Source organism: Microbispora sp. H10830, from assembly GCF_014161375.1.
GTDB classification, from domain to species: domain Bacteria; phylum Actinomycetota; class Actinomycetes; order Streptosporangiales; family Streptosporangiaceae; genus Microbispora; species Microbispora catharanthi.
Genome location: NZ_JABBWX010000014.1, coordinates 31,012 through 43,810, shown reverse-complemented (window position 1 = coordinate 43,810; position 12,799 = coordinate 31,012). Strand labels below are relative to the sequence as shown.

The 12,799-nt window shown below is 70.0% G+C and carries 15 protein-coding genes; 8 read left to right on the top strand and 7 right to left on the bottom strand.

What is annotated here, in order from left to right:
• The first annotated feature begins 78 nt into the window (after positions 1-78).
• Positions 79-432 (top strand): VOC family protein, encoded by a 354-nt coding sequence (locus HHX35_RS30960; RefSeq protein WP_182902205.1) that lies wholly within the window; start codon positions 79-81, stop codon positions 430-432.
• A gap of 288 nt (positions 433-720) precedes the next feature.
• Here the strand turns inward: HHX35_RS30960 and HHX35_RS30955 are convergent, their stop codons facing one another.
• From HHX35_RS30955 to HHX35_RS30940, 4 genes are all read right to left on the bottom strand, one after another.
• Positions 721-1,044, bottom strand: coding sequence for a YciI family protein (locus HHX35_RS30955; RefSeq protein WP_182902204.1), 324 nt, complete (start codon positions 1,042-1,044; stop codon positions 721-723).
• 52 nt (positions 1,045-1,096) lie between these two features.
• Complete coding sequence (locus HHX35_RS30950; protein ID WP_182902203.1) at positions 1,097-1,702, bottom strand: dihydrofolate reductase family protein; 606 nt, start codon at positions 1,700-1,702, stop codon at positions 1,097-1,099.
• Between the two features lie 308 nt (positions 1,703-2,010).
• Entirely contained in the window at positions 2,011-2,211 is a 201-nt protein-coding gene (locus HHX35_RS30945; protein WP_182902202.1) for a hypothetical protein, read from the bottom strand.
• Between the two features lie 95 nt (positions 2,212-2,306).
• Positions 2,307-2,849, bottom strand: a complete 543-nt coding sequence (locus HHX35_RS30940; RefSeq protein ID WP_310739414.1) for a MarR family transcriptional regulator — start codon at positions 2,847-2,849, stop codon at positions 2,307-2,309.
• A 78-nt stretch (positions 2,850-2,927) separates the two neighbouring features.
• On the opposite strand from HHX35_RS30940, the gene HHX35_RS44820 reads away from it, so the two are divergent.
• The 3 genes from HHX35_RS44820 to HHX35_RS30925 are packed head-to-tail and all read left to right on the top strand — an operon-like array spanning position 2,928 to position 6,157.
• Positions 2,928-4,109: a flavin-dependent oxidoreductase gene (locus tag HHX35_RS44820; protein WP_182902201.1), complete on the top strand. Its 1,182-nt coding sequence runs from the start codon at positions 2,928-2,930 to the stop codon at positions 4,107-4,109.
• Positions 4,106-4,555: a DUF3237 domain-containing protein gene (locus HHX35_RS30930; RefSeq protein WP_139577734.1), complete on the top strand. Its 450-nt coding sequence runs from the start codon at positions 4,106-4,108 to the stop codon at positions 4,553-4,555. The genes HHX35_RS44820 and HHX35_RS30930 overlap by 4 nt, the downstream gene beginning before the upstream one ends.
• Positions 4,556-4,564: 9 nt before the next feature.
• Positions 4,565-6,157, top strand: coding sequence for a CocE/NonD family hydrolase (locus tag HHX35_RS30925; protein ID WP_182902200.1), 1,593 nt, complete (start codon positions 4,565-4,567; stop codon positions 6,155-6,157).
• A 188-nt stretch (positions 6,158-6,345) separates the two neighbouring features.
• On the opposite strand, the gene HHX35_RS30920 is transcribed toward HHX35_RS30925, so the two are convergent.
• On the bottom strand, positions 6,346-7,251 hold the full coding sequence (locus HHX35_RS30920; RefSeq protein ID WP_182902199.1) for a hypothetical protein: 906 nt from the start codon (positions 7,249-7,251) through the stop codon (positions 6,346-6,348).
• Positions 7,252-7,627: 376 nt separating this feature from the next.
• Positions 7,628-9,736, bottom strand: coding sequence for a hypothetical protein (locus HHX35_RS30915; protein WP_310739413.1), 2,109 nt, complete (start codon positions 9,734-9,736; stop codon positions 7,628-7,630).
• Between the two features lie 113 nt (positions 9,737-9,849).
• Between HHX35_RS30915 and HHX35_RS30910 the strand changes: the two genes are divergently transcribed.
• Entirely contained in the window at positions 9,850-10,278 is a 429-nt protein-coding gene (locus HHX35_RS30910; RefSeq protein WP_182902198.1) for a MarR family winged helix-turn-helix transcriptional regulator, read from the top strand.
• On the top strand, positions 10,268-10,789 hold the full coding sequence (locus HHX35_RS30905; protein ID WP_182902197.1) for an aspartate carbamoyltransferase: 522 nt from the start codon (positions 10,268-10,270) through the stop codon (positions 10,787-10,789). The genes HHX35_RS30910 and HHX35_RS30905 overlap by 11 nt, the downstream gene beginning before the upstream one ends.
• A 21-nt stretch (positions 10,790-10,810) precedes the next feature.
• Here HHX35_RS30905 and HHX35_RS30900 read toward each other — a convergent pair whose 3' ends face one another.
• Entirely contained in the window at positions 10,811-11,347 is a 537-nt protein-coding gene (locus HHX35_RS30900; RefSeq protein ID WP_182902366.1) for an RNA 2'-phosphotransferase, read from the bottom strand.
• 90 nt (positions 11,348-11,437) lie between these two features.
• On the opposite strand from HHX35_RS30900, the gene HHX35_RS30895 reads away from it, so the two are divergent.
• A complete protein-coding gene (locus HHX35_RS30895; RefSeq protein ID WP_182902196.1) occupies positions 11,438-12,175 on the top strand; it encodes a helix-turn-helix domain-containing protein in 738 nt (245 codons plus the stop codon).
• Between the two features lie 245 nt (positions 12,176-12,420).
• Complete coding sequence (locus tag HHX35_RS30890) at positions 12,421-12,798, top strand: helix-turn-helix domain-containing protein (protein WP_139577728.1); 378 nt, start codon at positions 12,421-12,423, stop codon at positions 12,796-12,798.
• The last annotated feature ends 1 nt before the right edge of the window (position 12,799 follow it).

The window sequence follows — 12,799 nt, the reverse complement described above, 5'->3', positions numbered from 1 at the left end:
GAGCCGCAAAGATAACGACTTCCCCGCTATTGAGACGAGGTGTGCAGCGGGCGATCATGGTCCTGGCAGGATGGCGGCATGGAGCGTGTGCTTGGAATCGGCGGATACTTCATGCGGGCCGCCGATCCGGTGGCCCTGGGTGCCTGGTATCGCGATTGCCTTGGCCTGGACGCCGACGAGAACGGCATGTGGCGCCAGGAAGCCGGGGTGACGGTGTTCGCGACTTTCGAGTCGGAGACCGAGTATTTCGGCGCCCGCGCCCAGCAGACGATGCTCAATTTCCGTGTCCGCGACCTCGATGCGATGCTCGCGCAATTGCGCGCCAAGGGAGCGGACGTGGCCGGGGAGACTCAGGACATGGAGGGTGTGGGCCGGTTCGGCTGGGTCACCGATCCTGAGGGTAATCGAATCGAGCTATGGCAGCCCAGCTGACGATGGCTTAGGCAGGCGGTGACGCCCCGGTCGCTGTGGACGGTCAGGGCGGGCGCTCGACGGCCTGCATCTGTCGGCCGCGCCGGTCCGCGAGACCTGCGACGTGGTGATCAGCAACGTCGTCGTCCCGCCAGGCACAGCACGATGGGCGCCGAGGACGTGCTGCACGACCTCGGGCTCATCGGCATCACCCTCGTCCGGCGCCCGTGACATGGGCCAGGCCGGGAAACCGTGCGGCGGACTCCTCATGGTGGGCCTAAGTGATCGCCTCGCGGACGTCGATCCTGCTCACAGGAACGGCCGCACCTCGATCTTCCGATCGCAGACCTTCGACGCCTCGGCTGCCAGCTTGAGCGCCACATCCAGATCGGGGGCCTCCCACACCCAGACGCCGGCGAGGTACTCCTTCGACTCCACGAAGGGCCCGTCGCTGAACACCGCCTGCTCGCCCCGGTTGTCGATGACCGTGGCCGCGTCGGTGTCCGCGAGTCCGCCCGCGAAAACCCAGTAACCCTCGGCGATCAGTCGTTCGTTGAACGCGCTGATGGCAGGCCGCCTGTCCGTGCCGCCGGGATCGCTCTTGTCATCGATCACGGAAACCAGGTACCGCATCTGGAGATCATCTCCTGTGGTGTCAGACAGTGTGGTTCGGTGGTCAGGGACTTCAGGCCGTCGCATACCGCGGACGCCCGGCCGGCCGGTAGACCTGGATCGTCACGCCCTTCGAGTCGACGCGCGACTCGACCAGGTCGAGCGCGAGATCCGGGCCGGTCTCCGGGAACAGTCTCGCGCCCTGGCCGAGGATCACCGGGATCACGATCAGAGTCATCTCGTCGACCAGGTCGTTCTCCAGCAGCCACCGGGTCAGGGCGCCGCTGCCGTGCACCTGCAACTCACCCCCGGGCCTGGCCTTCAGCTCACTGACGGCCGCCGCGAGGTCACCCCGGAGAACGGTCGTGTCCTTCCAACGCGGCGCGGTGAGCGTGGTCGAGGCAACGTACTTGGGGGCCTCGTTCAAGGCCACGCCGATGGGATGTGTCTGGTCGATCGATCCCCAGGAGCCGGCGAACAGTTCGTAGGTGCGCCGGCCGAACAGGAACGCCTCGGCGCGCTGGTAGGTCTGCGTGATGAACGTCCTGGTCTCGTCGTCACCCTTCCCCCGGGCCCATCCGCCACGCTCGAATCCGTTCCTGCGGTCCTCATCCGATGCACCGCCGTTTCCCTGCATCACTCCGTCGATGGTGACCTGAGTCATGGTCGTCAGCTTCATGATCGCGGTTCCTTTGCCTGGGCGCCGCCCCCTTGCGGGCGGTCTCACCCCTGCTACGAACACCACCACCCCGATCCGACACCGCCTCCCGGACTTCTTTGAAGAATTTCCCGGGAAGCCGGTCGTCAGCGATCCGACAGCACGACAGCTTCACGGCGACCGCGCTCCACCTCCTCAAGCGCGCCCAGTGCGGACAAGCTCGTGGACCAGATCGATCGCGAAGATCCTGACCAGTGGTGGCGGGCGCCGAACGGCTCGGGCGCGTGGGCAACCTCGTCGGTGGCGTAGCCGCCGAAGCGGGAGGCGCTTCAGCGTCGCCTCAGCGCGCGCCACAGGCGCCTTCCCCAAGGGAGGGGCGCACCCTCCTCCGGCGCGGCGTCGTCGTCCGGCAGGTCATACCAGTGAGTGTCGCCGGGGAACGGGTCCGGCTCGGCGCCGCCGGGCTCGTCCTCGGCTGCGGCGTCGGCGTCCGGGGCCGCGAACGGCGGGAACTGCTCGGAAACGGCCACTGGTGCGGTCCTCACGGTGAAGCGGGCGCGTCCCGCCCCCGGGGACGCCTGCGAGAACTGTACGCGTAGCTTCTGGGCGACTGCCCCGGTTCGTCCTATGGAAGATCCGCCGGCCGGCTGTGGAGGATCCGGGCCAGCAGGGCGGTCATCTGCTCGCGCTCGGCGGGGCCGAGGCAGGCGAACCACTCCCGTTCCCTGCGGGTCTGCTCGGCGAAGGCCTCACGCACGGCCGCCTCGCCCGCCGCGGTCAGCGCGACGACCACCGCGCGGCCGTCCTCCGGCACGGGCCGGCGTTCGACCAGGCCGCCGCGTTCGAGGGTGTTGACGGCGTTGGTCACCGCGGACCGCGACATGGCGGAGATCTCGGCGAGCCGTACGGGCTGGGTGGGGCCGAGCAGCCAGAGCTTGAACATCAACCGGAAACCAGGCAGCGTCAGGCCGCGCGGGCGGTGGATGCGGGTCTCCAGGTCGGTGACCAGCAGGTAGGCGAGCTGGAGCAGGTGGTAGGCCAGCGCGAACGCCTCGGCGTCGGCCGGAGGCGACATGGCCGCCAGACGCTCGCGCGCGTAGGCCGCGTAGCGCAGGTCCGGCGGCACGTCCACGCCGAGGTCCGGCCGGGTGTCGGGCTCGCTGTTCACCGCTCAAGTCTTGCGTAGCCGCAGGGGTGTCCTGAATATTGTTACGGCCATAACAACTTCGTTCTTCCGGAGGCGCCTGTGCGCATCGTCATCGCCGGAGCGGGCATCGGCGGTCTCACCGCCGCGCTCAGCCTGCACGCGGCCGGGTTCGAGGACGTGACCGTGCACGAGGCCGCCCCCGAGATCGGGCCGCTGGGCGTCGGGATCAACCTCCTCCCGCATGCCGTACGGGAGCTGACCGAACTGGGACTGGCCGACCGGCTGGCGGAGATCGGCGTGGCCACGGCCGAACTGGCCTACTTCAACCGCTACGGCACGCCGATCTGGTCCGAGCCCCGGGGACTGGCCGCGGGCTACGCCTGGCCGCAGTACTCCGTCCACCGCGGGAGGCTGCAGATGCTCCTGCTCAAGGCGGTGGTGGAGCGGCTGGGCCCGGACGCCGTGCGGACCGGCAGCCGGATCACCGGCCCCGGCACTGAGGACCTGCTGGTCGGCGCGGACGGGATCCACTCGGCCGTGCGCGCCCACCTGTACCCCGGCGAGGGCCCGCCGCCGTGGAACGGCCTGGTCCTGTGGCGCGGCGTCACCTACGGCGAGCCGTTCCTTACCGGTCGATCCATGATCATGGCGGGCGACGGCACACAGAAGTTCGTGGCCTATCCGATCGAGACCGGCGAGCGCACGCTGATCAACTGGATCGCGGAGCGGCCCCTGGACGGCGAGGCCCCCGACCGGGGTAACTGGAACCGCCCCGCCGACCTGGCCGAGATCGGCGGGCACTTCGCCGGCTGGCGCTTCGACTGGCTCGACGTGCCGGGGATCATCGCCGGAGCCGAGACCGCGTACGAGTACCCGATGGTGGACCGCGACCCGCTCCCCCGCTGGACCTTCGGCGACGTCACGCTGCTCGGCGACGCGGCGCACGCCATGTATCCGATCGGCTCCAACGGCGCCTCCCAAGCGATCATCGACGCCCGGGTGCTGGCGTACGCCCTCGCCCGGGGCGACCTGGCGTCGTACGAGGAGATGCGCCGCCCGGCCACGACGGCGCTGCAACTGTCCAACCGCGAGATGGGCCCGGAGATCGTCATGAAGCTCGCCCACGAACGCGCGCCCGGCGGGTTCGACGACATCGAGCAGGTCGTCCCCCACGCGGAGCGGGCGGAGATCGCCGCCTCCTACAAGCGCACGGCCGGGTTCGACCCCGCCTCGCTCAGCGAACGTCCCTCCTGGAGCGTCGATCGGAGTGCTGCGTCGTGAACCTGGAACCGCTCGCGACGTTCCGCGTGGATCTCGACCCCGTGCTCGACCTCGGCGACTCGCAGTGGGGCCACCGCCGTGTGGTCAACATCGTGGGCGGCACGTTCGACGGTCCCCGCCTGTCGGGCACCGTGCTGCCCGGCGGTGCCGACTGGCAGGTCGTGCACGCCGACGGCATGATCAGTATCGACACGCGCTACACGCTGCGCACCCACGACGGCGCCCACGTCTACATCACCACCAGCGGAGTCCGGCACGGCTCCCCCGAGGTGCTCGGCCGCCTCGCGCGGGGCGAGGACGTGGACCCGTCGGAGTACTACTTCCGGCTGTTCTGCCGCTTCGAGACCGGCGACGATCGATATCTGTGGCTCAACCGCACCCTCGCCGTGGCCTCGGCGGCCCGCGTGGCCACCGCCGTCCGCTACGACGCCTACGCCCTGACCTGAGGAGTCCTCATGCCGAAGCTCGACCGCCCCCCGCTTCCGGTCGCCGTCGAGCACGACGTCCCGATGCCGATGCGGGATGGCACCGTCCTGCGGGGCACCGTTCACCGGCCGGCCGACGGCGGTCCGTTCCCAGTGCTGCTCATGCGCACGCCGTACGGCGAGGACTCGTTCCGGATGGCGCCGGTGACGCCCGCGCTGCGGGCCGGCTTCGCCGTGGTGCTGCAGCACTGCCGGGGGCGCGGGAGCAGCGACGGCGAGTTCCGGCCGTGGGTGGACGAGGGCGCAGACGGCCACGACACGATCACCTGGATCACCTCTCAGCCCTGGTCGAACGGCGAGGTCGTGATGAGCGGCATGTCCTACCTCGCCGGGTGCGCGCTGCAGGCGGCGGTGACGCGCCCGCCCGGGCTCAAGGCCGTGGTCGCCTCGATGACGCCGCACGACTTCCACGACGGCCTGAAGTATCACGGCGGCGCGTTCGCGCTGGGGTCGGCCCTCAACTGGGGCGCCTTTCAGGCGCTGCTCGGGCTCATGCACGCCGGTGAGGCGGGCGAGGACGTCGGCGCGGGCCTCGCCGGGGTCCTGCCCGTTCTGGGCGACCAGGACGCCGCGGCACGCACCCTGCCGGTCGGCGACATCCCCGGCATCCCCTGGTGGCGCGACTGGACCTCGCACGTCGAACGCGACGCCTACTGGGAGGAACTGGCCGAGACCCTGCGCCACGACCGCGTCGAGGTGCCGGTCATGCACGTGGCGGGCTGGTTCGACCTGTTCCTCGGCGGGACGCTGGAGAATCACCGCCGGCTGGGCGGCCCTCTGGTCATCGGGCCCTGGTCCCACCTCGCACCGGGCGCCACGGGCACCGGGCGGCTGTTCTTCGGGAGCGCCGCCTCCGCGCAGGCGATCCAGCTCGAGCAGCGGGAGCTCGCGTTCCTGAAGGGCGAGGACACCGGCCCCGCGGTGAAGATTTTCGTGATGGGCGACGACGTCTGGCGGGACGAGGAGGCCTGGCCGCTGGAGCGCGCCGTCGAGACCCCCTACTACTTTTATTCGGACGGCCTGCTGTCTCCCGAGCCTTCCTCGGCGTCCGAGCCGGCGACCTTCACCTTCGACCCGCACGACCCGGTCCCGACCGTCGGCGGCCCGACCCTGCTGCCCGACCCCACCAACGTCGGGCCGCAGGACCAGCGCGACGTGGAGCGGCGCCCCGACGTGCTCTGCTACTCGACCGACGTGCTCACCAGCGATGTCGAGGTGACGGGCCCGGTGTCGGTGACCCTGCACGCGGAGACCTCGGCCGCCTCGACGGACTGGACGGCCAAGCTCGTGAACGTGTATCCCGACGGCCGGGTGATGAGCGTGATCGACGGCATCGTCCGCGTTCTCGAGCCCTCCGGGACGTTCGCCATCGACCTGGTCGCCACCAGCCAGGTCTTCAAGGCCGGTCACCGCATCCGGGTGGAGATCTCCAGCTCCAACTTCCCCCGTTTCGACCGCAACCCCGGCACCGGGCGGGTCGGGGCGACCGAGGCGGACCTGGTCATCCATCATCAGAAGGTCTTCCCCGACTCGTACATCACGCTGCCGATCGTCCCCCGCTGACACGCGTAGGCCGAGTCACCGGTCGCCTGACCGCCACCGTTCGCGCTGGGCGACGGCTCGTGTCGGTCTGGTCGCGCTGCCGGAGCCCCTCGGACAGAGGGCTTCGGGGTGGAGGTCGTCCCGGGCGGCGATTCGCATCGACGGCGACCTTCCCGGCACAGCGGGGGCTACGTCACCGCGGGACGGCGTCAGGAGATGTCGTCGAGCAGCGCGTCAGAAGAGTCGACCGTGGCGGCTGCTCGCAGCCAGGCAGCCAGCCGGTCGAGGTCATGACATTTCCGGATCTTCTCGGAAATGTCCTCAGGCACCTCGATGCCTCGGGCCGACAGAACCGTCAGGATTGCCTCGGCCTGCCCCTCCGCCTTGCCCTCCGCCTTGCCTTCGGCCTTGCCTTTGGCGATGTTGTCGCGGGCCCAGTCACTCAGGTACTCGTAGGTCTCGGTCTTCAAGTGCTTCTCCAAGTGATCCCAGATCTCCCCAGGCAGCGCCGCACGCACCATGTCAGCGTACATACCCGCCTGATCGCGGTCGAGATTGTGCAACGCGGTGAGCAGGGCTTCGAGGATCTCCGGCCCCTGCGGCGTGTCGGCATGATGGATCACCGACAGTACGGCGAGTTCGAGATCCTCCGCCACCTGGCCGGGGTCGGTGATCACCGGAACCTCGGCCGGTCCGACGACGAGCGGGGTCAGCACCATACCGGGGTGACCCAGCCCGATGGGGCGGGCGCACCAACGGGCGACCGCCGCATCGGGCGCGACGACCAGGAGCATGACAGGACATCTCAACCGGCTGCGCAGACTGCTGAGGTACAGCGGCCAAGACCAGAGCTTGTCCGAATCACGGTCACGCTGGACTTCCACGATCACAGCCAGGACGGGTTCAGGCTCGTCGTCGGGGCTCTTCCGACGGAAGGCTATGACCGAGTTGGCGCGACGTTCGGTGGGTGTGACCTCGGTGAGATCAGCCGACTCGAGGCCTGCGTAGTCGTAGTCGGGCAGCTGGACTCTGAGGGAGCGCGTGAGCAGGTCGGCGGCGAGGTCGGGTCGTTCGCAGAACAGGCGGACGAGGGCTTCGTGTTCGGCTAGTGGCACTGCGTGACCATATCTGCGCCGATACGGACAGTAGCCACCATGTTACTTATCGTGATTGTCTCGTTACTCTGGTTCTGCAGCGGGTCGCTCGGTTGTCTGCTGAAGCACGATCAGGAAACGGGGGGCGAAGACCTGCTGTGGCGCGGCCCGCCGGCCGGACGGGTGAGGAGGGCTCGGAAGCTGGATATACCAGCAGGCCCATTACGGACCCACCTGGAATCGAACCAGGATTTTAGAAGGAAGCCTCCGAATGGCCTCACCCGCCGGAGCGCAAGGAAAGCGGGAAAACTAGATCCAGACCGGCGCCCGTACGGGCAGACCGGTCCCAAAAGAGGTGAGAAGGAAGCTCTCCCATGGCCTTGCGGTCAGCAAGATATCAGGCCGGGATCAGCTCGTGCAGCGTGGGCGGCGTGTAGATACGCGCCCCTTCCGAGAGGTCCGCGGGTGCCTCAAGCCCGATGTACGTGACCTGCCCGCCCGTGGAGGACTTGGCCCGCAGCAGGTCGGCCAGATAACCGACCCGGAGGTAGTCCCGCTCCACGATCGAGCGCACGAGTAGCGACGCGGTGACCCGGTTGCCCTCCACCTGGTTGAACGCCGGATAGCCCGACAGGTAAAGGTGCAACCACTTCACCCGCCAGGCATCGTCGTCCCCGCGCAGAAAGACGAGTGGGAGCGCGATGCGGCCGGATCCGCGCAGGTCGGACTTCATCCGCACGGTGCGCGGTTCGAACGGCCTGCCCTCCTGGGCGGCGTCCCTCGTCATATAGCCGAAGAATGCCTCGGCGGCCTCGTCGAACCGCTCCCCGGCGTAGACGTTGACCTGAGGAATGATGATCGGCTTGGTGGCGCGGGACAGACTCACGTCGATGAACTCCGAGGCGCCCTCGGGGGCCTCGGTGAGGTCGCCCGAGTAGGTCGCGAACTCGTTGGCGTAGGACGTCCACGAGATGTTGGTCGGGTTGTCATAGGTGGGGTCGAGCATGAGCGCGGACAGGTCGTAGTCGGTGCGCCGCTCGGCCTGGCGCCAGTGCACGAAGAACCGGAGCAGCTCACCCTCCACAGGCGACAGCGAGCCGCGGGGCAGCATCCCGAGCCCGGGCGCGACCGCCTTGCCCGACAGGGGCAGCGCCACGTCGAGTACGGCGGGGTCGACGATCAACTCGCCGAGGTCGGGCAGGCGGCGGCTGATCTCCTCGTCCAGGATGGTGAGCACCCGGTTGAGGGCGTCCTCGTCGAGCGGGGCACGGGTGTCGGGTGTCGCCCACGCCCTGCCGAACCGATTGGTGAAAACCCGGTTTGCGGGAGTGAGCCGGTTCTGCAGGTGCTCGCGCAGGGACAGCAGCACGCGGCCGGAGGCGCGGGCGGCGGCCCTCTCCGCCGCCTCCAGCACAGCGGAGCCGCCACCCGCACGCAGCAGGTGGTCGAGGCGGCGCAGCAGTGCGCCGGGCGTGTGCTCCAGCAGCGGGACGGCCTCTTCGATACGGCCCGCGGCCAGCGCGGCCTCGACCCGGCTGTCGAAGCTCGCCGCCTTGCGCACACCCCTGGCCACGTCGAAGACCTGGGCCGCCCGGGGAAACCGCGGATGCTCGTGGGGGTGCAGCCGCTCGCCGAGCCGCTTCCACTGCTCTCTGTGGCGTAGCACGTCCCCGTGTTTGGCGGGCGGGACGGCGTCCAGGGCGGCCAGCAGTATGCGGCGTTCGGCGCGGCGGAAGGAGCGCAGGCGGGTGGGGGTGGCCAGAGTGACGTCGCCGCCGGAGCAGAGCGCGGCCAGCCGGAGCACGTCTGTCACGGTGTCGACGAGCAGGGGCCGCCCGGCGGCCAGCCGCGCTTCGTTGACGACGGCCCGGTTCTCGCGTACCGGGACGTGCTCGGGCTGGTCGTCGGCGCAGAAGTCGGCGCAGAACGCGGCCAGCGCGCGCAGCGCGGTCAGGTCCTCGGCGGCGAGCGGGACCTCGGATCCGGCCAGCGAGAGGTAGAGCTCTCGTGCTTCGTCCCGCACGCTTCCGCCCAGCTCCAGCACGGTCACCCGGTCCTTGGCCAGGGGGATCAGCTCGGCGTGCGCGGCCAGCAGGTCGGCGTAGGTGTGCGGGTAGCTGCCGTATCGCGGCAGGTCGAGCAGGTTGAGGATGCCCGGCTGGAGCCGGGCGGCGGCGACCGGGTCGAGCATGGCCTCGCGCAGCAGCCCCGCCCAGAACTCCAGCGTGTCCGGGACGTTCCTCGGGAAGTCGATGAAGTAGGCGTTGTGCTCGACGTGGTCGCCGACCAGGTGGCGGACCGCGGCCAGGACGCGCACGCCAAGGTCGATCACCTGCTCGCCGGGCAGCCGGGCCAGGCGGTCGAGCAGCGCCGGCGAGCATGTGAAGCCGACGCTGAGCAGCGCCCCGTCGAGCTGCCGCGCAGCCACGCCACCCCAACCGGGCGTGTCGTCCCCCGCATCGTCGACGGGAACACGCAGGCGCCGGGAAATGATCAGATCCTCCACGCACGCACGATATAGGGCGGATATGCGCGTCTCGCCACCCTAATACCGAGCGCCTCGACCAACCGGTAAGAAATGGTTGCATCGCACAACGAGACTGGTTGTATGGTCGAACCATGTCGGAAGAGTTGCACTTGCAGGAGGCCGTGGCCCGGTTCGTTCGCGCCTTCGGCCTGCACCAGCCTGCTCAGACCCCCTGCGGGCAGCCCATCCCGGTTTCGGAGGCGCATGCCCTGGGCGAGCTGGCCAGGGACGGCGCCCTGCGGCAGAACGAGCTCGCCCACCGGCTCCGCCTGGAGAAAAGCACCACCAGCCGCCTGGTCACCCAGCTCATCAAGCGCGGCTGGGCCGAGCGCACACCGACCCCCGACGACGGCCGCGGCGTCCTGGTCCGGCTCACCCCCACAGGAGCCGACGCCGCCGCGCGACTCGCCCGGGCCAGAGCGGAACGCTTCTCCGCCGTCATCGACCGCATTCCCGCACACGAACGCGCGGCGGTGCTGCGCGCCCTCGGCATCCTCACGGAGGCGATAGATGAAACGTGAGCACCGCCGCGCCGGGCTGCTCCTGGCCCCGCTGGCCGCACTGACACTGGCGGTGGCCGGCTGCGCGACTTCCGGCCATGACCACGGGCAGCACCAGGCCTCGGCCGAGCGCCAAGCGGAGGTCGCCGCCAAAGGCCGCACGGTGATGCCGTTCGACCTGGACCGCACCACACACCGCTTCAGCAAGACGGCCACCGGCGGGGTGCAGACCGTCACGGCCGACGACCCCTCCGACGTACGCCAGATCACCCTCATCCGGCAGCACCTCGCCGAGGAGGTGACCGCCTTTCGCGAGGGGGACTTCGGCGACCCGGCAGCCATCCACGGCGGCCACATGCCCGGCCTGCACGAACTGCAGGAAGGGCACACCCGCGTGGACATCCGCTACGCCCAGATGCCCGCCGGCGCCCAGATCACCTACATCACCGGCGAGCCCTCCCTGGTCAAGGCGCTGCACGCCTGGTTCGACGCCCAGGTCTCCGACCACGGCCGGCACGCCGAACACGGGTGACCACCCCGACGAGCGTCGTCCTCACCACTGGATGAAGTGCGGCGGGACGTGGTCCACCAGCCAGACGCCGTTGGCGCTCACCCGGAAGTGACGCCCAGCGGCGTGCATCGCCGCCGCGTCCACCACGAGCACGACCGGCTTCCCCCTGCGCGCGCCGACGCGGGTCGCGGTCTCCCGGTCGGGCGACAGGTGGACGTGATGGCGTGCCATCGACCGCAGCCCCTCTGCGCGAATCGCCTCAACGTTCCGGGCGACCGTGCCGTGATAGAGGATCGGGGGCGGCTCGACCACCGGCAGGTCGAGGTCGACGGGCACCGAGTGCCCCTGGCTGGCCCGGATCCGATCGCCCTCGATCACGTATCGCCGCTTGTCGTTGTCGGCGACCACCTGCTCCAGTTCGGCACGCGAGATCGGAAACCCGTGCGAGGCCGCCGCCGTCAGCAGGGCATCGATGTCCACCCAGCCGTGCGCGTCGAGTTCGATGCCGATGCGCTCGGGCTGGTGCCGCAGATGCTTGGCCAGGTACTTCGAGACCCGCACCAACCGCCGGTCGTCCATTTTCCTCCAGTCCACGCTGCCTCGCACCCTATGGTGCCGGTCAGACGGCACCCCCGGCACGCCAGGGATGACCGGTAGGCTTCGGACCCTATGGACAGCTCGATCTTGGAGAAGGTCCGCGAGCTCCGCGGACAGGGCCGCTCTCCCAAGCAGATCGCCCGCGCCCTGGGCATGGCGCCGGCGGCGGTCGCACCGTACGTCAGGGCGGTGGCCGAGCAGACGGGCGGGCAGGCCGCCGAGCCCGAACTCGCGGGGTGCTGGATCAACGCCGGCTGGGGCGAGGGACTGGGCGTCCCGGACACGAGCGGCTGGGCGGACGACGTCCCGGACGGTCAGGAGACCGCGGGCACGGTGAGCGTGGTGGTGGCGCGCAAGCACGGCTGGGACAAGCTGTCGGTCTGCGCCTACCTCGTCGACGTCTACTGCCTTGGCGTCAAGCACGCCCTCGGCCCCGACGTGATGAGCGAGGTGGAGCTGCACCGCTTCCTCCCCAAGTGGTTCAGGATCTACCCGTACGGCTGGCGGGAGGCGCCGCTCGATTTGGTGCGGCACCTCGTCTTCGGCGCGGTCGACTACGCCCGTGACCTCGGCTTCGAGCCGGCGGCGGACTTCGCCACGGCGGCCGGACACCTCGGCACGTGGGAGGAGAAGGCGGCCGTCACCTTCGGCAAGGACGGCAGGCCCTTCTACCTCGCGGGCCCGAACGACGACGCCAGGCACATCGTGAAGACGCTGGAGCGGAGGGTCGGCCCGCCGCCCAACTTCGACTTCTTCGCCCCCATGCCCGAGTCGCCGATCTCACTGGGCGGTCACCGGCTCACCCCCTGACGCCGGGGGTACAGTGCCGGCAGGCCAGACGAGCGCGGAGACTTCCGATGAGTCCGACGAGAGAGCACGCCCGCCCATGAACGGCCCGGGGCGCCCGCGCACCGGGTCAGGGACAGCCGGCCGCCGCACGGCGACCCCAGCCCCTCCTGATCCCCCTGCGCCCTCTCCACCCCGCCCGGCCGGCCCGCTCACCTGTCCGCGAACAGACGGTCCGCTCGGGGTCCGGACGTGCCAGACTGCCAGGCATGGCAGCCTCGGGCCGATCAGTGGTCATCGACATCCGGACGCGCCGGGCCGGCAAGGAGCGCGGCCCGGCGATTCCCGACGGCCCGGACCCGTTGCTACGCAGGGTGTACGGGGAGATCCTCCGCGACGAGCGGCTGGACCAGGACCGCACGCTCGACGACGTGGCACGTGCGGTGGGCATGTCGAAGCAGTATCTGTCGGAGGTCGAGCGCGGCCGCAAAGAGCCGTCGTCGGAGATGCTGCGTTCGGTGTGCGACGCCCTCGGGTTGCCGATCGAGCACCTGCTCACCCGTGCCGTCCGGCGGATCACGGCGTCGCGGCGGATCGCGACGCCTGGGTCGGCCGGTACGCCACGGGTGCAGTTGCTTGCGGCGTGAG

What these genes read in the sequence shown, in the direction of transcription:
- HHX35_RS30960 (WP_182902205.1), top strand. Translation starts at nt 79, where the DNA reads ATGGAGCGTGTGCTTGGAATCGGCGGATACTTCATGCGGGCCGCCGAT.
- HHX35_RS30955 (WP_182902204.1), bottom strand. Translation starts at nt 1,044, where the DNA reads ATGCGGTACCTGGTTTCCGTGATCGATGACAAGAGCGATCCCGGCGGC.
- HHX35_RS30950 (WP_182902203.1), bottom strand. Translation starts at nt 1,702, where the DNA reads ATGAAGCTGACGACCATGACTCAGGTCACCATCGACGGAGTGATGCAG.
- HHX35_RS30925 (WP_182902200.1), top strand. Translation starts at nt 4,565, where the DNA reads ATGCCGAAGCTCGACCGCCCCCCGCTTCCGGTCGCCGTCGAGCACGAC.
- HHX35_RS30910 (WP_182902198.1), top strand. Translation starts at nt 9,850, where the DNA reads ATGTCGGAAGAGTTGCACTTGCAGGAGGCCGTGGCCCGGTTCGTTCGC.
- HHX35_RS30905 (WP_182902197.1), top strand. Translation starts at nt 10,268, where the DNA reads ATGAAACGTGAGCACCGCCGCGCCGGGCTGCTCCTGGCCCCGCTGGCC.
- HHX35_RS30900 (WP_182902366.1), bottom strand. Translation starts at nt 11,347, where the DNA reads ATGGACGACCGGCGGTTGGTGCGGGTCTCGAAGTACCTGGCCAAGCAT.
- HHX35_RS30895 (WP_182902196.1), top strand. Translation starts at nt 11,438, where the DNA reads ATGGACAGCTCGATCTTGGAGAAGGTCCGCGAGCTCCGCGGACAGGGC.
- HHX35_RS30890 (WP_139577728.1), top strand. Translation starts at nt 12,421, where the DNA reads ATGGCAGCCTCGGGCCGATCAGTGGTCATCGACATCCGGACGCGCCGG.